Origin of the sequence: Salinisphaera sp. LB1 (assembly GCF_003177035.1) — a bacterium.
In the GTDB taxonomy this organism is placed as follows: domain Bacteria; phylum Pseudomonadota; class Gammaproteobacteria; order Nevskiales; family Salinisphaeraceae; genus Salinisphaera.
On sequence record NZ_CP029488.1, the window covers coordinates 3031378 to 3051207 of the forward strand.

16 protein-coding genes are annotated in these 19830 nt (G+C 66.9%); 11 read left to right on the plus strand and 5 right to left on the minus strand.

Going from position 1 to position 19830, the window contains the following annotated elements; translation table 11 throughout:
• The first annotated feature begins 32 nt into the window (after nucleotides 1-32).
• From cysM to SALB1_RS13650, 8 genes are read left to right on the plus strand one after another with little or no spacing between them, the layout of a single operon-like run.
• Nucleotides 33-929 (plus strand): cysteine synthase CysM, encoded by an 897-nt coding sequence (gene cysM, locus SALB1_RS13615; protein WP_109994356.1) that lies wholly within the window; start codon nucleotides 33-35, stop codon nucleotides 927-929.
• Nucleotides 926-1561 carry a hypothetical protein gene (locus SALB1_RS13620; protein WP_109994357.1) on the plus strand — a complete coding sequence of 212 codons (636 nt, stop codon included), beginning with the start codon at nucleotides 926-928 and terminating at the stop codon, nucleotides 1559-1561. Before cysM ends, SALB1_RS13620 begins: the two co-directional genes overlap by 4 nt.
• On the plus strand, nucleotides 1558-2883 hold the full coding sequence (gene rlmD / locus SALB1_RS13625) for a 23S rRNA (uracil(1939)-C(5))-methyltransferase RlmD (RefSeq protein ID WP_109994358.1): 1326 nt from the start codon (nucleotides 1558-1560) through the stop codon (nucleotides 2881-2883). The genes SALB1_RS13620 and rlmD overlap by 4 nt, the downstream gene beginning before the upstream one ends.
• A gap of 28 nt (nucleotides 2884-2911) precedes the next feature.
• The gene (locus SALB1_RS13630; protein WP_109994359.1) at nucleotides 2912-3391 is read left to right on the plus strand and encodes a CYTH domain-containing protein; all 480 of its coding nucleotides are present in this window, start codon (nucleotides 2912-2914) and stop codon (nucleotides 3389-3391) included.
• Nucleotides 3388-4428 (plus strand): beta-N-acetylhexosaminidase, encoded by a 1041-nt coding sequence (nagZ, locus tag SALB1_RS13635; protein ID WP_255414402.1) that lies wholly within the window; start codon nucleotides 3388-3390, stop codon nucleotides 4426-4428. Before SALB1_RS13630 ends, nagZ begins: the two co-directional genes overlap by 4 nt.
• Nucleotides 4428-5669 carry a mechanosensitive ion channel family protein gene (locus SALB1_RS13640; protein ID WP_109994360.1) on the plus strand — a complete coding sequence of 414 codons (1242 nt, stop codon included), beginning with the start codon at nucleotides 4428-4430 and terminating at the stop codon, nucleotides 5667-5669. Before nagZ ends, SALB1_RS13640 begins: the two co-directional genes overlap by 1 nt.
• Nucleotides 5670-5682: 13 nt before the next feature.
• A complete protein-coding gene (locus SALB1_RS13645) occupies nucleotides 5683-6261 on the plus strand; it encodes a hypoxanthine-guanine phosphoribosyltransferase (RefSeq protein WP_109995446.1) in 579 nt (192 codons plus the stop codon).
• Complete coding sequence (locus SALB1_RS13650; RefSeq protein WP_109994361.1) at nucleotides 6258-7010, plus strand: S-methyl-5'-thioinosine phosphorylase; 753 nt, start codon at nucleotides 6258-6260, stop codon at nucleotides 7008-7010. Before SALB1_RS13645 ends, SALB1_RS13650 begins: the two co-directional genes overlap by 4 nt.
• Nucleotides 7011-7392: 382 nt before the next feature.
• Here the strand turns inward: SALB1_RS13650 and mfd are convergent, their stop codons facing one another.
• The 4 genes from mfd to SALB1_RS13670 form a co-directional block, all read right to left on the minus strand.
• Nucleotides 7393-10884 carry a transcription-repair coupling factor gene (gene mfd, locus SALB1_RS13655; protein WP_109994362.1) on the minus strand — a complete coding sequence of 1164 codons (3492 nt, stop codon included), beginning with the start codon at nucleotides 10882-10884 and terminating at the stop codon, nucleotides 7393-7395.
• Between the two features lie 206 nt (nucleotides 10885-11090).
• The gene (locus SALB1_RS13660; RefSeq protein ID WP_109994363.1) at nucleotides 11091-11975 is read right to left on the minus strand and encodes a carbon-nitrogen hydrolase; all 885 of its coding nucleotides are present in this window, start codon (nucleotides 11973-11975) and stop codon (nucleotides 11091-11093) included.
• The gene (locus SALB1_RS13665; RefSeq protein WP_109994364.1) at nucleotides 11968-13011 is read right to left on the minus strand and encodes an agmatine/peptidylarginine deiminase; all 1044 of its coding nucleotides are present in this window, start codon (nucleotides 13009-13011) and stop codon (nucleotides 11968-11970) included. Before SALB1_RS13665 ends, SALB1_RS13660 begins: the two co-directional genes overlap by 8 nt.
• Nucleotides 13008-13424 carry a hypothetical protein gene (locus tag SALB1_RS13670; protein WP_145961328.1) on the minus strand — a complete coding sequence of 139 codons (417 nt, stop codon included), beginning with the start codon at nucleotides 13422-13424 and terminating at the stop codon, nucleotides 13008-13010. Before SALB1_RS13670 ends, SALB1_RS13665 begins: the two co-directional genes overlap by 4 nt.
• Before the next feature lie 71 nt (nucleotides 13425-13495).
• Here SALB1_RS13670 and SALB1_RS13675 point away from each other — a divergent pair, with 71 nt between their 5' ends.
• A complete protein-coding gene (locus SALB1_RS13675) occupies nucleotides 13496-14746 on the plus strand; it encodes a lipoprotein-releasing ABC transporter permease subunit (protein WP_109994366.1) in 1251 nt (416 codons plus the stop codon).
• Nucleotides 14739-15449 carry a lipoprotein-releasing ABC transporter ATP-binding protein LolD gene (gene lolD, locus SALB1_RS13680; RefSeq protein ID WP_109994367.1) on the plus strand — a complete coding sequence of 237 codons (711 nt, stop codon included), beginning with the start codon at nucleotides 14739-14741 and terminating at the stop codon, nucleotides 15447-15449. The genes SALB1_RS13675 and lolD overlap by 8 nt, the downstream gene beginning before the upstream one ends.
• 693 nt (nucleotides 15450-16142) lie before the next feature.
• Here the strand turns inward: lolD and SALB1_RS13685 are convergent.
• The gene (locus tag SALB1_RS13685) at nucleotides 16143-17342 is read right to left on the minus strand and encodes an IS110 family transposase (protein ID WP_255414403.1); all 1200 of its coding nucleotides are present in this window, start codon (nucleotides 17340-17342) and stop codon (nucleotides 16143-16145) included.
• 109 nt (nucleotides 17343-17451) lie between these two features.
• Here SALB1_RS13685 and SALB1_RS13690 point away from each other — a divergent pair, with 109 nt between their 5' ends.
• On the plus strand, nucleotides 17452-19743 hold the full coding sequence (locus tag SALB1_RS13690) for a DNA internalization-related competence protein ComEC/Rec2 (protein WP_109994368.1): 2292 nt from the start codon (nucleotides 17452-17454) through the stop codon (nucleotides 19741-19743).
• Nucleotides 19744-19830 lie beyond the last annotated feature (87 nt).

Here is a 19830-nt window from a genome sequence, read left to right on the forward strand (position 1 = left end):
AGCCAGGAACTCGCGACTGCTAGACTCGTCTCATGAAAAGTTATCCCACGCTCCAGAACTACGTCGGCAACAGCCCGCTCACGCGGCTCCAGCGTCTGCCCGGCGACACCTCCAACACGCTGCTGGCCAAGCTCGAGGGCAACAATCCCGCCGGCTCGGTCAAGGACCGGCCGGCGTTCTCGATGATCCGGCGCGCGGCCGAACGCGGCGAGATCAGGCCGGGCGACACGCTGATCGAGGCCACCAGCGGCAATACCGGCATCGCGCTTGCGATGGTGGCCGCGATGGAAGGCTACCGGATGCGCCTGCTCATGCCCGAGAACATGAGCGAGGAACGGCGCGCTTCCATGCGCGCCTATGGCGCCGAGATCGTGTCGGTCTCCGAGTCCGAGGGCATGGAAGGCGCCCGCGACATGGCGCAGCAGATGCACGACGACGGCGAAGGCCACCTGCTCAATCAGTTCGCCAACCCGGACAATCCGCGCGCGCACTACGAAACCACGGGCCCGGAGATCTGGCAGGCCACGAACGGGCAGATCACCCATTTCGTGGCCACCATGGGCACGACCGGGACCATCATGGGCTGCTCGCGTTATCTCAAGGAACAGAATCCGGACATCCAGATCATCGGCGTGCAGCCGGCCGGTGAATCGAAGATTCCCGGCATCCGGCGCTGGCCACAGGCCTATCTGCCCGAGATCTTCGAGCCGGCGCGCGTGGATCGCATCATCGATGTGGAGCAAGCGGACGCCGAGGCGACCATGAAGCGCATGGCGCGTGAGGAAGGCATCTTCGCCGGGCCGTCATCCGGCGGCAGCGTGTTTGCCGCGCTGACGGTGTCCGCCGAGGTGGACAACGCCACCATCGCCATGATCATCTGCGATCGCGGCGACCGCTATCTGTCGACCGGCGTCTACGACAAACCGTGACGACCGCCACGGTCGTACTGGTCGCGCATACCGCGCTGGACGTGGATGCGGCACGCCGGCTGGCCGATTACGGCGCGCTGGACGATGCCGGCGTGGCGCGCGCGCTGGAACAGGTCCACATGCAGCGCTGGGGCCGGGCTGATCTGCCGGGGCATCTCTGTCGGATCGAGCGGCTGGCGGCGGTCGTCGATGACGGTTACGCCCTGTCCCTGATCGGCCCGGCCGGCGCGCACGAGCGCGACCGGCTGGGCGCGCTGTTCGACGCCTGGCCATCGGGAGCGGTGGCCGTGGTGGACTGGGACGGGGTCGCCCGGGCCCTGCTCGCGGCCCGGGCGCTGATCCACGACATGCCGTTGCCTGCCGGGTTTTCGGCAACCGCTGCCTGTGCGCTGGGCGAGCGCGTCGCACCGGCGCCGGCCGATCATCCAGCGCCATCGGCGCGGTTGGAGTTGGAATGCCTGCGCTTGATGGCGGGGCTCGGCGCCACGGATCAGCCAGCGCCGGCGGCCCGGGCGATTGCCCGCTATCGACTCTGGCTGCGTTGGCAGTATGTGACCGGCACGGTCGACGCCGGCGACCGGGCCGCACGCGAGGCACGGCTGGCCGAGCTCAGGATCGGGGACGGCGCATGAGCCGTCGGCGCAAGCGCAGGAAAGCGCCCGAGCACGGCGTGGTCGAGATCACCGATCTGGCCAGCAACGGCCGCGGCGTCGGGCATGTCGACGGCAAGGCGATCTTCGTGGCCGATACGCTGCCCGGGGAACGGGCGCTGTACAAACCGGTCAAGGTCAAGCGCGATTACGAACAGGCCGAGATGGCGACACTGTTCTCGGCGTCCAGCCAGCGCGCCACCCCGCGCTGCGCGCATTTCGGCGTCTGCGGTGGGTGCATCCTGCAGCATGCGACGCCGCAAGCGCAGGTGGCATTCAAGCAGCGCCAGCTCCTCGATGCCCTGGCGCGCGTGGGCGGCGTGGCGCCGGAACACGTGCTGGAACCGTTGACCGGGGCCCGCTGGGGGTATCGTCGGCGCGCGCGTCTCGGCGTGAAACACGTGCCCAAGAAGGGCGGTACGCTGGTGGGCTTTCGCGAGCGCGGTGCCCCGTTCATCGCCCAGTTGTCACGCTGCGAGGTGCTGGTGCCGGAAGTCGGCGCGCGGCTGGCCGAACTCGGCCGGCTGATCGACGAGCTGTCGATTCGAAGTGCCGTGCCGCAGATCGAGGTCGCGGCCGGCGACAATCACGTGGCGCTCGTCTTTCGTGTGCTGGAAGAGCCGACGCCGGCGGATCGACAACGTTTATCGGCCTACGCCGAGGCCACGGGCTTCGTCATTTACCTGCAGCCCGGTGACGAAAGCACGATCGCGCCGCTCGCCGGCGCGCCCGAACCGCTGTACTACGATCTGCCGGCCTACGATGCGCGGCTGTATTTCGAGCCGAACGATTTCGTGCAGATTCACGGCGATATCAACCGCCGGATGATCGATGCCGCGATCGCGGAGCTGGACGTGCGGCCCGACGATACGGTGCTCGAACTGTTTTCGGGGCTGGGCAATTTCTCCGTACCCTTGTCGCGCAGCGCCGGCGCGGTGATCACGGTCGAAGGCGACGCCGGTCTGGTCGCGCGGGCGAGGGCCAATGCCGCGCGCAACGGCGCAACCAACGTCACGGCCCATGTCGACAATTTGTTCGAGCCGGCGAGGCAGCCGGCATGGCGGCCCGAGCGGGCCGACAAGGTACTGCTCGATCCGCCGCGCTCGGGCGCGGCCGAGGTGCTGGATCACGTGGCCGCGACCGGTGCATCCCGCGTCGTGTACTGCTCATGCCACCCGGCGACGCTGGCGCGCGACGCGGCGACCCTGGTCGAGCGTCATGGTTATCGTCTGCTCGCCGCCGGCGTGATGGACATGTTTCCGCATACCGCGCACATCGAATCGATGGCGGTATTCGTGCGATAGAATTCCCGACAGAAACAATGGATCCTCCATGGCAGTGGAAATCGAACGCAAGTTTCTCGTCGTTGGCGATGCCTGGCGGGATGCCGCTCATGCGAGCCAGTTCTTCGCCCAGGGCTATCTGAACCAGACCGGCCGGGCGTCGGTGCGCGTGCGCATCGAGGGCGAGCAGGCGAACCTCAATCTCAAGGCGGCCCGCGTCGGTTCGTCGCGCGCCGAATATGAATATCCGATACCGCTGGCTGAAGCCCGCGAGATCCTGGATCAGCTGACCCTGACGCCGCCGGTGGAAAAGACTCGCCACTGGCTCGAGCATGCCGGGCATGTCTGGGAGATCGACGAATTCGTGGGCGCCAATGCACCGCTTGTGGTTGCCGAAATCGAGCTTGACGCCCCCGACGAGGCGTTCGCGCGCCCCGACTGGCTCGGGGCCGAGATTACCGACGACGTGCGGTACTACAACCATGCGCTGGCATTTGCACCGTACAGCCAGTGGGGTGACGGACAATGAGCCCACTGGCGCCGCCCGGCCCGCTGCTGGTCGATATCGAGTCCACGACGCTCACGGACGCCGATCGCGAATTGCTCGCTGATCCGGCCGTGGGCGGGGCGATCCTGTTCACGCGCAATTTCGCCGGCCGCGAACAGTTGGCCGATTTGACCGCGGACATGCGTGTCGTGCGTCCGAATCTGCTGATCGTGGCCGATTACGAAGGCGGTCGCGTGCAGCGTTTTCGTGACGGATTTACCCCCATTCCGCCCATGCGCGCACTCGGCCGGGCTTATCAGCAAGATCCCGTCCGGGCGCGCGCCGCGGCCCGTGAACTGGCCTGGCTGGTGGCCACCGAGCTGCAGGCCGTGGGGGTGGACATGCCGCTGTCCCCGGTGGCGGATCTCGACTACGGGGTGTCCGAGGTCATCGGCAGCCGCGCGTTCGGCGCGACGCCGCAGAGCGTGAGCGATCTGGCGGGCGCGTTTGCCGCGTCCCTGGCCGATGCCGGCAGTGCGGCAACGGCCAAGCATTTCCCGGGCCACGGCTATGTGCCCGCCGATTCGCACCGCGAATTGCCGGTCGACCATCGCGCGCTTGCAGACCTGGAGCACGACTGGGCGCCCTTTGCGGCCCTGATTCATCAGGGGGTGGCCTCGGTGATGATGGCCCACGTACGCTTCCCCGCGGTGGATGATGCGCGTCCGGCCAGTCTTTCGGCGCGCTGGATCGAGGAGATCCTGCGCGGGCGGCTGGGGTTCGAGGGCTGCGTATTCTGCGACGATCTCAGTATGGGCGGTGCGGCGGCACTGGGTCATTTTGCCGATCGCACACGGCTGGCCCTGGCGGCCGGCTGCGATTATCTGCCCGTGTGCAACGATCGCGATGCGGCGCTGATCGCGCGCCGCGCTGTGGCCGATGGTGCACCCGATCGTGGCCGGGCACGGCGCGAAGCACTGGCAACCCGATTGGGCCGGTCCGCGTCGCGGTCGGCACCGGACCCGGTGCGCCTGGACGCCGCGCGCGAGACCGCAGCACAGCTGATGAGCGCCGCCTGATGGATGTGGTCGGCACCTATCAGGCGTTCATGTCGCACTACCTGTCGTTGCGTAACGACTGGGGTACGGTGATCGATGTGGCCGGCATCCTGGTTCTCACCGGGCTGCTCGATCTGGTCACGCGCGGCCTGTTCGCCTGGCTGCACCGCAAGGTGCTCAAGACCCGCAACCTCTGGGACGACGCGCTCTATCGCAGCGTTAACGGTCCGCTTCAGGTTCTCATCTGGATCGGCGGCGTCTCCATCGCCATCGTGCTGGCCACCGCCTCGGACCAGGCCTGGCGCGCCTACCTGCCGAACGCCCGCGGCATTCTGATTACGCTGACCATGGTCTGGTTCTTCTTCCGGCTGGTCGGCACGATCGAGAAGAACGCGTTGGCGCGCGCCGCGCGGCGCAACAACAAGCTGGACGCCACCAGTGCCGACGCCATTGCCAAGCTCGCCCGCGCCGTGACCCTGATCATTGCCGGGCTGGTGCTGCTGGATCAGTTCGGCGTATCCCCCTCGGGCCTGCTGGCGTTCTCGGGTGTGGGCGGTATTGCGGTCGGTTTCGCGGCACGCGACATGCTGGCCAATATCTTCGGCGGCATGACCGTGTACATGAACCGGCCTTTCTCCGTCGGCGACTGGATCCGCTCGCCGGACCGCGACATCGAGGGCACGGTGGAATCCATCGGCTGGCGTGCGACCACGGTGCGTCGTTTCGACATGCGGCCGCTGTACGTGCCCAATGCCGTGTTCTCCAGCGTGGCGCTGGAGAATCCGTCGCGAATGAGCCATCGCCTGATCAACGAGACGATCGGCCTGCGCTATCAGGACGCCGCCATCGTGCCGGATCTGGTCGAGGATATCCGCGCCATGCTGGCGGCGGACGAGAACATCGATTCGGACCAGGTCGTCCTCACCTATCTCGATTCGCTTTCCGACTCATCGCTCGATCTGCTGGTCTACTGCTATACCCACACCACCGACTGGGCCGAGTATCTGGCCGTCAAGCAAGGCGTGCTGCAGCGTGTCCAGGACCGTATCCGTGAACACGGCGGCGCGATCTCGTTCCCGACCCGGACGCTTCATGTGCCGGACGAACTGGTGGTCGCGCGTACGCGCAGGGCTGGCGGCGCGGATGACGATCAGCAGGAGATCGACGCCGAGAAGGTACAATCCGAGGAAAAAAAAGACGTCGCCCGCGAACGCGCCAGCGACCAGGGCAAGGTAGGGCCGGACGATGCCGGCGAACAATGAACCAAGGATGACGATGAGCGGTTTTGACCGACAGCGCTATGACGAGGCCAGAGCCGTGTACGCCGGGGCCGACTGTCTGATCTCCGAGTCCGAGATCAACGCGGCCTACGACCGCATGGCCACCGAGATTACCCGCGATCTGGCCGAGCTGGACCCGGTGGTGATGTGCGTGATGCTGGGCGGGCTGCAGGCTACCGCCGAACTCGGCAAGCGCCTGGCGTTTCCATTCGAACTCGATTACCTGCACGCCACCCGCTATCGCGGCGCCACCGCAGGCGGCGAACTGGTGTGGAAGGTCAGCCCGAGCCTGCGCCTGAACGGCCGGCATGTGCTGATCGTGGACGACATCATCGACGAAGGCCATACCCTGGCCGCGATTCTCGAGGCCATCCGCAGTCAGGGCGCGGCCTCGGTGAGCACGGCGATGCTGCTGCTGAAAGACCACGATCGCCGGGTCCCCGGACTGAGCGCCGACTATGTCGGCTGCACCGTGGCCGATCGCTATGTCTTCGGCTCCGGGATGGATTACAAGGGCTATTACCGCCAGCTGCCCGGGGTCTGGGCGATTGGTCAGGCGGACGACACCCGATGAGCGCACCGATCGGCATCATCGGCGGGACCGCGCTGGCCAACCTCGCTGGCGTTGAGGGCGCGGCGACCGACGCAAACGCGCCGGACACCCCCTTCGGCCGGGCCTCGGGCCCGCGGGTCGCCGGCCGGTTCGCCGGTCGCGAGGTCTGTTTTGTCATGCGTCATGGGCCCGGCCATCGGATCGCGCCCCACGCCATCAACTATCGCGCCAATATCCGCGCACTGGCGGATGCCGGCTGTCGCCAGGTGATCGCCGTCGCGGCCGTGGGCGGCATTACCGCCACCATGAGGCCGGGGCGGATCGTGGTGCCGCACCAGATCGTGGATTACAGCTGGGGGCGCACGCACACCTTTTACGAGGACCCGGCGCGCGGCGAGCTGGATCATGTCGATTTCACCGATCCCTACGCGCCAGCGCTGCGCCGGGCGCTGATCCGCGCCGCCGAAGAACTCGGCTTCGACCCTGCCGAGCAGGCCGTGCATGGTGTGACCCAGGGCCCGCGCCTGGAAACCGCCGCCGAGATCGATCGCATGGAGCGCGACGGCTGCGACATCGTCGGCATGACCGGCATGCCGGAGGCCGGGCTGGCGCGTGAGGCCGGGCTGGACTATGCCTGCGCCGCGGTGGTGGTGAACAAGGCCGCCGGCCGGACCGGCGGGCTGGCGATTCATGCCGAGATCGAGGCGACCCTGGCCCAGGGCATGCACGATATCGAGCGCCTGCTGGAAACCGTGCTGCCGGCGCTCTAGACGGTTTTGTCGCGGCTGTTTCGGAAGGCAGTCCGCAAATAAACGCAAATGCGCGCTAACTTAAATTATGTACAAAGTTCAGTCAGAGGCTTGACGCCGCGATTGTTCACGCAGCTGCAGCCGCGGTGCCTTGATCTTCCTTTTATTTGGGCTCATTCGCGTGCATTTGCGGACAGAATGTCCTTGCTTATTGAGCCGGCTGAATATCGTACATAATCAAGCCCGCGAATGATGACCGGAGTTCGGCGCTGAATCCGCCTCTGGCGTGTCTGTGTGTACGGCGCGTCGACGGCTGCTGTCCTGTTCAAGCCGAAAATAAAAGCGTGCTTATTGGCGGTTATCGGCGTCCATTTGCGGACTTTTTCGTTGCGCAACAAGCGATCTAACCGGCGACCGCTTCCTCGGTTTCGTTGACCCGCGGCGCACCCAGTTTCTCCAGCAGTTCGGCCACGCGCTCGACGCGGGTGGCCATATCGGGCATGTCGCGGAAGAACACGAGCTTGGCGTCGCCTTCCAGCCGGTAGGCCTTCGGGTCGGCCTGGACCAGCGTGATCAGCGTGCCGGGGTCGACCTTGCTGGCCTTGCCGAAATGCAGGCGACCCACGTCCGGGCCGGCCTCGAGCTTGGACAGGGCCAGCGGCGCGGCCTGGAGCTTGAGTTCGGTCGCCGCGAACAGATTCTCCGCCGGCTCCGGCAGCAATCCGAAACGATCGATCAATTCGATCTTGAGCTGGCGCAGGGCGGCGCCGTCCTTGGCCGCACTGATGCGCTTGTACAACACCAGGCGCATGTGCACATCCGGAATATAGTCTTCGGGCAACAGGGCGGCCGCACTGAACTCCACCTCGGTGGCACCCATGAGCTCGTCGGCATCGGCATCCGGCACTTCGCCGCGCTTGTAGGCTGCCACCGCGCGCTCCAGCATCTGTCGATACAGATCGAAGCCGATTTCCTGGATCTGGCCGGACTGGCCTTCGCCGAGCAATTCGCCGGCGCCGCGGATCTCGAGATCGTGGGTGGCGAGCGCGAAACCGGCGCCCAGATCGTGCAGCGAGGCCAGGGCGTCGAGCCGCTTCTGGGCATCGGCGGTCATTGAGACATCGTCGGGCGTGAGCAGATAGGCATAGGCCCGGTGATGCGAGCGCCCGACCCGGCCCCGCAACTGATGCAGCTGGGCCAGGCCGAAGGTGTCGGCCCGGTCGATGATGATGGTGTTCGCGCTCGGCACGTCGATGCCGGACTCCACGATCGTGGTGCACAGCAGAATATCGAAGCGGCGGTGATAGAAATCGAGCATCACCTGTTCGAGTTCGCGCTCGTGCATCTGGCCGTGGGCGATGCGGATGCGCGCCTCGGGCAGCAGCTCGGCCAGATCGCGGGCCTTGCGCTCGATATCGGCCACCTTGTTGTGCACGTAATAGATCTGGCCGCCACGACGCATCTCGCGGCGCGCGGCTTCCTGCAGCAGCACGCCGTCGTATTTCGACACGAATGTCTCGATCGCCAGCCGCGACTCGGGCGGCGTGGCGATGATCGACAGATCGCGCAGGCCCGACAGGCTCATGTTGAGCGTGCGCGGAATCGGCGTCGCGGTGAGCGTGAGCAGGTCGACCTGGGCACGCAGGCTCTTGATGCGCTCCTTGTGGCGCACGCCGAAGCGATGCTCCTCGTCGACGATCAACAGCCCCAGCTTCTTGAAGCGGATATCCTTGGCCAGTAGGCGATGCGTGCCGATCACGATATCCAGCTTGCCGTCGGTCATCTCCTCAAGCAGGGTGTCGCGCTGCTTGGAGGTGCGCATGCGCGACAGCGCGCCGATTCTCACCGGCCAGTCGGCGAAGCGGTCGGCAAAACTCTGGTAATGCTGCTGGGCGAGCAGGGTGGTGGGCACCAGCACTGCCACCTGGTAGCCGGACGACACGGCCACGAACGCCGAGCGCAGCGCGACCTCGGTCTTGCCGAAGCCGACGTCGCCGCAGACCACCCGGTCCATTGGTGTGGCGCGCGACAGATCGGCCATGACCTCGTCGATGGCGCGCTGCTGGTCCGGCGTTTCCTCGAACGGGAACTGGGCGGCAAACTTGGCGTAATCGGCCTCGTCCGGCGTCATCGCGACGCCGGGGGCGGATTCGCGCTTGGCCTGAATCTCGAGCAGATCGGCGGCGGTGTCACGCGCCTGCTGGGCCGCTTTCTTGCGCGCCTTGGACCAGCGGTCGTTGCCGAGCCGGTGCAGCGGCGCGGTTTCGGCATCGCCGCCGGTGAAGCGATGCACCAGATGCAACGAGGCCACCGGCACGTACAGCAGGTCGCCGCCGGCATATTCGATGGTGACGAATTCATTCTCGACGCCACCGGCGGCGAGCTTGATCAAGCCCTGATAGCGCCCGACCCCGTTGTCCTGATGCACGACCGGCGCGCCGGGCGCGAGATCGGTGAGCTCGCGGATTGCGGTTTCCGGGTCGCGCACCGGCGCCCGGCGGCGTTTCTTGGCCGGCGGCCTGGCACCCGTGAGCTGGCTTTCGGCAATCACCGCGAGGCCATCGGCGGTCAGCACGCAACCGGCCTCCAGCGGCGCGGCGGTCACCGCGATGCGCTTGTTGCCGCGGGTGAATTCGTCCCAGTCCTCGACGCGCGCCGGGGCCAGCCCGAGTTGGGTGAGCCAGTCGCGCATGGCTTCGCGGCGGCCGGCGGAATCGCCGGTGATCAGCACGCGGCCTTCGAACGATTCGAAAAACGTCTGCAATGCACGCCCGGTCGCCGCGACGTCGGCGCCGGCCAGCCTGGGTACGGGTTGGGCGGCGAATACGGCATCGCCATCATCGTCGTCAACGATACGCGCGCCGGTGAGTGCGTCGAACGCAGACTTGAGGGTGGCCGGTTCGATGAATGCTTCATCGGGCGGCAGGATCGGGCGTTCCGGATTCACCCCGCGCTGTTCATAGCGATCGGCGATCGCGCGCCAGGCCGAGTCCAGCGCGGTCGCGACATCGCCGAGTTCCACCACGCAGGCGTCGCCCGGCAGGTAATCGGTGAGTGCCGAGACCTGATCGAAGAACAGCGGCAGATAGGATTCGATCCCGCCCGGTGGCAGGCCGCGGGAGACGTCGCGATAGATGGCGCTCGCGCCTGGATCGCCGTCGAACCGTTGTCGATAGCGCTGGCGGAATGCCTTGATGGCGTCGTCATCGAGCGGGAACTCGCGCGCGGGCAGCAGGCGGATCGAGTCGATCTTGTCGGTCGAGCGCTGGGTTTCGGGGTCGAAGGCGCGGATGGTCTCGATTTCGTCGTCGAACAGATCCAGCCGGTAGGGCTGGTCCGACCCGGTCGGATACAGATCCATCACCGCGCCGCGGATGGCGAATTCGCCGTGCGTGCGGACTTCGGACACTGCGGCATAGCCGGCGGCTTCCAGGCGCTCGCGCAGGGCATGGAAGTCCAGCCGTTCGCCGACCGCGAACGCCATCGCGCGGCCATCCACGAAGGCGTGCGGCGGCAGGGGCTGGAGCAGGGTATCCGCGGCCACGATCACGATGCCGCGGCCCATGGACGGCAGCCGGAACAACAGCGACAGTCGCTGCGAGACGATGTCGGCGTGCGGCGAGAACACGTCGTAGGGCAGCGTTTCCCAGTCCGGGAAATGATGCACGGGCAGGTCCGCCGCCGCGAAGAACTTCAGTTCGTCTTCCAGCCGGTAGGCGCGATGCTCGTCGGCGACCACGGCCACGGTCAGCCCCGGTCGCTGGGCGGCGACGCAAGCCAGGGCCAGCGCGCTGGCCGCACCCGCGAGCCGACTCCAGCGCGCGGCCGCGCCGGGAACGAGCGCCGGCGGCGACAGCGGGCTGGGCGCGGCGATTTGAGGTGTGCTGGCTACCATGAGAGGGCGCGGATTATTGCATAGGGGCGAACGTCGCGGCGAGTCGCCCGCCGGCTAGGGCCTGTTGCCGTTTCATGGAACATAACGCAAGTCACTGATTAGCCGTTGTCTGCAAGTACTCGAAGTCGGAGTGCTGTGGCGCTACGTTGCCCGGCGCTCGGGCTTAATGTTCGTCGCGCGACAGCGGGCGCCGGGCGCTTGTTTGGCTAATCACGAAAGCGCCGGGTCAGGTCGCCGAAGGCATCGATGCGGCGGTCGCGGAAGAACGGCCAGATACGCCGCAGCGTCTCGGTGCGATGCAGATCGAGGTCGGCGATCAGCAGTTCGGGCATTTCGCCGGCCTCGGCCCGCGTCTCGCCCTGCGGCCCGAATACGAAACTGTGGCCCCAGAAACGGATCTCGGTGCCGGCATCGCCTTCCACGCCCACCCGGTTGGAGGTCACCACCGGCAGGTGGTTGGCAATGGCATGGCCGCGTTGCACGCCCTGCCAGGCGCCGAGCTGACGCGCCTGCTCGGCTGCGTCGTCGGTGGCGTCATCCCAGCCGATCGCGGAAGGATAGATCAGCAGCTCGGCACCGGCGAGCGCCATCAGCCGCGCCGCTTCCGGATACCACTGGTCCCAGCAAACCAGCACGCCCAGCCGGCCGATCGAGGTGTCGATCGGCGTGAAGCCGAGATCGCCCGGCGTGAAATAGTATTTCTCGTAGTATTCCGGGTCGTCCGGGATATGCATCTTGCGGTAGCGCCCGGCCAGCCGGCCGTCGGCGTCGAGCACCACGGCGGTGTTGTGATACAACCCGGGCGCGCGCCGCTCGAACAGTGAGGCCACCACTACCACGCCGGCCTTTTCCGCCGCCGCCGCCAGACGCTGGCTGGACGGGCCCGGGATGGGCTCGGCGTAATCGAAGATCGCCGGATCCTCGCGCTGGCAGAAATACGGCGTGTTGTGCAGCTCGGGCAGCAGCACCAGACGGGCGCCGGCGGCCCCGGCGGCGGCGATGTAGCGCTCGGCGCTGGCCAGATTGGCTTCCACGTCGTCCGTGCAGGCGTACTGGGCCACGGCGACGGTCAGGTTGCGGGCGTCAGGCATGGTCGGGCTCGGCAGGGATCTGCATGGCCGCGCAGTGCAGCCCGCCATGCTGGCGGATCAGTGCACGGCTGTCGATGGGGATGATCTCGCGATCGGGGAAGCAGTGGCCGATGATCGCGGCCGCCTCGGCGTCGGCCGGGTCATCGAAAGCCGGCACCAGCACGCAGCCGTTGGCGATCAGGAAGTTGGCGTAGCCGGCGGGTAGTCGATGGCCGTCCCCCGGGTCGTATTGGGGCGCAGGCAGCGGCAACTCGATCAGTTTGTATGCGGCGCCGTCGGCGTCGCGCAGCGCCGCCAGTTCGCCGGCCATGGCCGCGAGACCGGCGTGGTGTGCGTCGGCCGGATCGGCGCAGCCCTGATGCACGATCGTGTCGGGGGCGACGAAGCGGGCCAGGGTGTCGATGTGGCCGTCGGTGTCGTCGCCGATGAGGTTGCCGTGGGCGAGCCAGTGGATGGTGCGGGCGCCCAGGGTACGCGCGAGCAGCCGTTCGGCGTCGGCCCGCGTGAAGCCGGCGTTGCGCCCACTGGTGAGCAGACAGCGCTCGGTGGTCAGGATCGTGCCGCGGCCATTGGATTCGATGCTGCCGCCTTCGAGCACGGCGGTGTTGTGTTCGGGGTCGCCGGGCCCGAGCGCGCCATCGGCATACAGCGCAGCCGTGAGCGCATCGTCACGCGCGGCTTCGAACTTGCCGCCCCAGCCGTCGAAACGGAAATCCACGAATCGGCGCCGGCCGGCCTCGTACACGGTCACTGGGCCGGTGTCGCGCGCCCAGATATCGTCGGCGGGGCAGGTCGCGATCCGGATGCCGGCGAGCGGCGCGTCTTCATGGCGGCTGCGCGCCCGGATATCGGTGGCACAGTCGTCGTCCGGCGCCACCAGGACCACGGGCTGGAAACGAAGCAGGGCGCTCGCCATCGCTGCAACGGTGTCGCGTGCGGCCGTCACGCCGTCGCCCCAGTCGCCGTTCGCGCGCGGCCAGACCAGCAGGGTGGCGCTCTGCGGCGCCCATTCGGCGGGCAGGTGGCGTGCCGTCACGGCCGGAGGGCCTGGAGCTGGTCTACGTGGTACAGCGGTTCGGGGTGGTTCGGTATCACGGTGTGGATCACGCGGTTGTTTTCGAAGTAGACATGGTAGCGGTGGTAGTTCCAGCGCGTGATCGGGGGATGCCCGACCGGGCCGCGCCGTGAGCGCGGCGGTCCGAATCGGGCGCGGACCGCCGCCATGGTCTGGCCGCGGTGCGGCAGGTCGCCGTAAGCGGGCGCGGCCGAAGCGCGCGGCGCGACGGGACGGCGGGGCTGTGCGCGTCCGGACTGGGTTGTGTTCGTCGTGCCGTCTTCCGGGCTGGCATAGTCTGCGGCGAAGGATGCGCCCGCGGCGGTTGCGGTCAAAACATAGAGGATCGCGGTCTGAACCCACCGGGTGCGAAATGTTCCTCGCGGTATGTCCATGCTTTTCCCACCACCGGAGCACGCGATGCGCGGCTGTGCCGATTGTTGTCTGTGTGATTTAATGCGCGGCCATGTTTAGACCACTCGAACTGGCGCTGGGCCTGCGCTACACGCGCGCCAAGCGGCGCAATCATTTTATATCGTTCATCTCGTCGATATCGATGGGCGGGATTGCGCTGGCCGTAATGCTGCTGATCACCGTGTTGTCGGTGATGAACGGGTTCGAGTCGGAGCTGCGCAATCGCATCCTCGGCATGGCCGCGCACGTCGAGATCCAGGCCAACAACAGCGCGCTGCAGGGCTGGCAGGATCTGCGCAAGCAGGTCGACAAGCGGACGCCGCAGCTGGTGGCCTCGGCGCCGTATGTCTCCGGCCAGGGCATGGTGCGCAGTGGTCGTTCGATCTCCGGCACGCTGATTCGCGGCGTGGTGCCCAAGCGCGAGAAGGATGTCTCGGATGTGGCCAGTCATATGGTGGCGGGCTCGTTCGATTCGCTGAAGGGCGGCACTTACAACATCATTCTGGGTGTCGATCTGGCCAATCAGCTCGGTGTGGGCGTGGGCGACAATGTCGATCTGCTCATCCCCGAGGCCAACGTCACGCCGGCCGGCATCGTGCCGCGCTTCCGGCGGTTTCATGTCTCCGGCATTTTTTCCGTGGGCATGTACGAATACGACAGTGGCATGGTCCTGATCTCGATGAAGGACGCCCAGACGCTCTATCACATGGGCGACGGCGTTACCGGGCTGCGGCTGCGGCTCAAGGACATGTTCAAGGCGCCGCAGGTCTCGCATCGGCTGTCGCAAATCCTGCCGTATCGCTATCGCGTGACCGACTGGACCCAGCAGAATGCGAACTTCTTCCACGCCATCGCGACCGAGAAGACGATGATGTTCATCATTCTCTCGCTGATCATCGCGGTGGCGGCGTTCAATATCGTGTCCATGCTGGTGATGGTGGTCACCGACAAGCAGGGTGATATCGCGATCCTGCGCACGCTGGGCATGAAACCGAAATCGGTGATGGCGATCTTCATGGTCCAGGGCATGCTGATCGGGGTGATCGGCACCGCGATCGGCGTCGTCCTCGGCGTGCTGCTGTCGATCTACATGGTCGATATCGTGCCGTTCGTGGAGAAAGTACTGCACACCAACCTGTTGTCGGCCGATGTCTACTACATCAGCCAGCTCAAGGGTGAGTTACACGAAGCCGATGTAGTCCGCATCTCGTGTCTGTCGCTCGTGCTGTCGTTCCTGTCCACGTTGTATCCGGCCTGGCGGGCGGCGCGCGTGCAGCCAGCGGAGGCGCTGCGCTATGAGTGATAACCCTGCGGATTTCGTGCTCTCGGCGAGCCGCCTGAGCAAGACCTTCACCGAAGTACGCGAGCCGATCACGGTGCTCGACGGCGTGGATCTGGATGTCGCGCCCGGCGCGCGTATCGCGGTCATCGGCGCCTCGGGCTCGGGCAAGTCCACGTTGCTGCATCTGCTCGGCGGGCTCGACGTGCCCACCACCGGCACTGTGCATATCGCCGGCCAGGACATGACGCGCCTGTCCGATGCCGCCCGTGGCCGCCTGCGCAACGAGAAACTGGGATTCATCTATCAGTTCCATCATCTACTGCCGGAACTGACCACGGTCGAGAATGTGGCCATGCCGCTGATGCTCCGCCGTGGGCCGAATGGCCCGGCGCTGACCCGTGCACGAGAGCTGCTGGAGAAGGTGGGTCTCGGCGCGCGGCTGGAGCACAAGCCGACCGAATTGTCCGGCGGTGAACGCCAGCGCGCGGCCGTGGCGCGGGCGCTGGTGACCCAGCCCGCCTGTATCCTGGCCGATGAGCCGACCGGCAATCTGGATCACCGCACGGCGGCGAGCGTGTTCGATCTGATGCTCGAGCTGAACGCCGATCTCGACACCAGTCTGGTCATGGTGACCCACGACCGGCAGCTGGCCCAGCGCATGGATCAGATCTGGACGCTCACCGACGGTCACCTGGCCCCCGCGGAGCTTTCCGAGCTGGTTTGACCGCCGTGGCCTGACCACTCGGGCGGTTCGGTCCATGCGCCGTTCGGTGTGGTCCCGGCTGGTACCCACCGCGGCGTCGCGCTAGTCTCGATCCCGGAACGGCCGCGCAGCGGCTAGTGTCCTGTCACGGGTATTTTGTCGCATTCAGCGAGGCGGCGCGCGTTCGTGGCAAGGCGCGCCGCGCCGGCCAGGGCATCCCCCTGGCCAAACGGCGCAACGCCGTCCACGGGCGCGCGCCGCCTCGCCCCGCACCCTATATCCCGAAGGGAACGCCTGTGCGCGCCCATCACCGCGTTGCACTCCTTTGCCATAGGCACGCTATGGCGCAGTCGCGCGCCTTGTGCTGGGCCCGCACAGGCGTTCTGAATACGGCAAAATACCCGTGACAGGACACTGATATGGATTGACCTGTCAACTACGACTCGTGATTCGTTCATCATGTCTTTTGACGTATGCCCTTGGAACAGAACACGGGCGGCTGCTGCGACGGTAGATCACTCTGATATACGTGGATTGGGTACCGACCTGACATGTCTTCGTCGCGGAGCTGCCTTGCTCTAGTGGCGGGGATCAAGCGGATTGGCCGGGTGCCCCATAGGGTCCTCAAGGGTTCTCCAACCGGGCCGGCCGTGTCCTGATCCAAAGGCATGCGTTTCAATCCTCCTGTTGTGAATGGGGGTGACGGCCGAGCGGTTACGCGGCTACGGCTGGATTGACCGGTACTTCGCAGGCGATGGCCCAGATAAAGCCGGCCAATTCGCGTGCGACCGCGGTGGTGGCCAGCGGCGTGTTCTTGCCGGCGCCGATCAGATGGCGATAACGCCCGCATAAACGCTTCTGGGCGTGCCAAGCGATGGCTTGGACGGTGTCACTGGTCTGTTCGGCCCGCCGCTGGATGGCATCACTTTTACGCGCCGGGAATCGATAGGCCCAGGCGGCTTCGACCAGCACGCGCCGAACATGGCCGTTGCCTGTCTTGGTAATGCTGCCCTGGCGTCGTGAACCACCGGACGAGTGCTCGCTGGGCACCAGGCCCAGATATGCCATCAGCTGGCTCGGCGAGTCAAAGCGCGTGAGATCGCCGAGCTCGGCGAGCACAGTCATGGCGGTTATCATCTGCACGCCGCGCAGTGCCATCAGGGCCTCGACCACCGGCCGCAGCGACCAGCTGTCCAGTGCTTGGCGCATCTGCCCGGTCAGGGCGGCCACGCGACGCTGGGCCGCGATCACGGTATCCACATATTCCTGCAAGACGATCTGCTGAACCGGTGTGGCCATGGTGATCCGCTCGATCCAGCGAAAATGGGCCTGGGTCCAGCGGCTCTTGCCGGGGTACACGTGCCCGTGGCGCAGCAAGAAGGCACCCAGGCGTTGGCGTGCCGTGCGTTCGATCGCCTTGAGATCCTCACGCGCCCGGGTGAGATCGCGCATCGCTTCCTGCTCGGCATCCGGCACCCACACGGCGGTCAGATCGCCGCTGCGCAGCGTTGTGGCCAACTTGAGGGCATCGCGCCGATCCGTCTTGATCCGCTCGCCGGGCTTGCGCGGAATCAGCGACGGCGCCACCACTTGGCAATCATGGCCCAGACTCAGGAGCTGGCGATAAAGCCCGTACCCACAGGGCCCGGCCTCGTAGCAAAACAGGATCACCTCGCCATCAAAAGCCGTGGTCAAACGGTCGACGAGCTTGGCGATCGTCTTGGGCTTGTTGGCCACCTCGCCCCAGCTGGCCGGCGTACTGCTGCGTCCCGCCGGCGCGACCGCCACGGCAATCGTGTCCTTGTGCACGTCTAGACCGACGTAAACGCCGTATTCGGCGACGGTCGACACCCGCTGTTCCAGCACAGCCTGCGCGATCCGGGTCTCATTGGCGTCCATGCTAATCTCATTCATGACCTGCCCTCCTCAATGTGGCTCTGTGTCAGGGGTTTAACCCATCCCCAACATAACCCACGCAATGTTGAGGACGGGCAGGTCAATCCATGATGTCTAGGGGGGAGTGATGGGCCATGGGCCGACCGGCTCGCTGGCGTCGTTTGCCGTGTTCGACGATGTCCGGCTGATCGCCGTCGCCGGCGTGGCGGCCGTCACGGCCGTGTATCAATTGCCCGAACTGCCCAGCCCGGCCTGGTTGCTGGCCCCGCTGCTGCTTTGTCTGGCCCGGTTCCCTGGCCGCGCATTATTGGCCGTCGTCTGCACGATGGCGGCCTGGAGCCTGATTCAGGCCCACCACGCCATGGCCGATCGCCTGCCGGCGGCGGCCGATGGCGAGATCGTATCGTTGACCGGTCATGTGGTCGGTCTGCCGGAGGCCGGGCGTTATCGCACACGCTTCGAGATGACGACGAGCGATCCGGCCCGACGGCTGCGCCTGTCGTGGTACGACAAGCCGCCGGCGCTGGCGCCCGGCGATTGCCTGCATGTCCGGGCCAAGCTGTCGACGCCGCACGGCTCGGCCAATCCGGGCGGCTTCGACTACAGCGGCTGGCTCTGGCGCCAGGGGATCGACGCCACCGGCTATGTCCGCGATTCCGCTGCATGCCATGCGGCACCGGTCCGGAGCGTCGATCGCCTGCGCCATGCCGCGCTGCAACGCCTCGCGCCCATTCTGCAACAGCAGCCCATGCGCGGCCTGATCGAGGCGTTGTCGCTGGGCGTGCGACAACACATCACCGATGCCCAGTGGGCCACGCTGCGCGCTACCGGCACCACGCATCTGGTGGCGATATCGGGCCTGCATATCGGCCTGATCGCGGGCCTGTTGTTTGCCATCGCCCGCTGGCTGACGCTGCGTACGCCAGCGGCGCGCCAGGCGCGGCGCGTAGCCGCTGTGGTGGCAATGGCCGGGGCCATCGGCTATGCCGCACTGGCCGGCTGGGCGCTGCCCACCCAGCGCGCGGTGATCATGGCCGCCGTGTTGTTGACGGCGGTGGGAGTCGAACGCGATATCGGCGCCAGCCGGGCGCTGGCCTGGGCGGCGTTGATCGTGGTCCTGTGGCATCCGGCCTCGGTGATTGCGCCCGGTTTCTGGCTGTCCTTTGCGGCGGTCGCATGGTTGATCTGGATCGCGACCCTGGTGGACGGGGCCTGGTGGCGCAAGGCGCTGTACTTCCAGCTCGGTCTGGTGGTCGTGCTGATGCCGCTCACGCTCTGGTTCTTTGGCCAGGCGTCGCTGGTGGCGCCGCTGGTCAACGCGCTCCTGATCCCGGCGGCCAGCCTCGCGGTACCGCTGGTGCTCGCGGGTGGGGTGGCCGCGCTGGTGGCGCCGGCCGGTGCGGGCGGCTGGTTGCTGGCCAAGATCGCCGCGGCGCTGGCCGCGCTGTGGCCGGGGCTGGAATGGGCGGCGCAATGGCCGCTGGCGTCATTCCATCACGTGTTGCCGGGCGGGCTGGCGCTCGTCCTCGCCGTTACGGGCCTGTGGCTGGCGGCCGTGCCGGTGCCATGGCGACTTCGTGCGCTCGGCGCGCTGCTCATTCTGCCGGCGGTCATCGGCTGGCGCCCGTCCGGTCAGGCCATCGCGCCCGGCCGCTTTCGCCTGACCGTGCTCGATGTCGGACAGGGGCTGGCGAGCGTGGTGCGCACCGCGCATCACACGCTGGTGTTCGACGCGGGACCGGCGTACCGCACCGGTTTCGATGCCGGCGCCATGATCGTGTTGCCGTATCTGCGCCAGGTCGGGCGGCTTGAAGTCGATCGGCTGTTGATCAGCCACGGCGATATGGATCATGTCGGCGGCGCAGCGGCGGTCGTGGCGCAGGCCGAGGTGTCGCATCGCCAGGGCGCGCACAGCGGGGATCCGTGCCGCGCCGGCCAGCATTGGCGGTGGGACGGTGTGGATTTCGACCTGCTCTATCCGAGCGAGGCCGAAGCCGCCGACGCGCATGACAGCAATGAGCATTCCTGTGTGCTGCGGATTCATGCGCCGGGCGCGAGTGTGCTCATGACCGGCGACATCGAGGCGCCGGGCGAGCGGGCGCTGCTGGATCGAGAAGTCGAAGCGATCGCGAGCGATGTCCTGGTGGTGCCGCACCATGGCAGCACGACCTCGTCTTCGCCGGCTTTCATCAACGCAGTGGACCCGGCGGTGGCGCTGGTATCCACCGGCTGGCACAACCGCTGGGGATTTCCGCGGCCAGCGGTCGTGTCCCGTTATCAAGCGCGCGGCATCGAGCTGTTCAATACCGCGACAGCCGGGGCGCTGGAGGTGGCGTGGCCGGCGCCGCATGCGCCGCGGGTGGCACGTTGGCGTTGGCAGCACCGTCGTTTCTGGCAGCAGCCGCGGCCCGGCGGGTAGCCCCTCGGCAACTGCATGATTATCATGCGCGTTCACGGCAGGGGCCGTGGGAGCGGCCATGGCGAGCCATGCGGCGGCTCGTCCGAG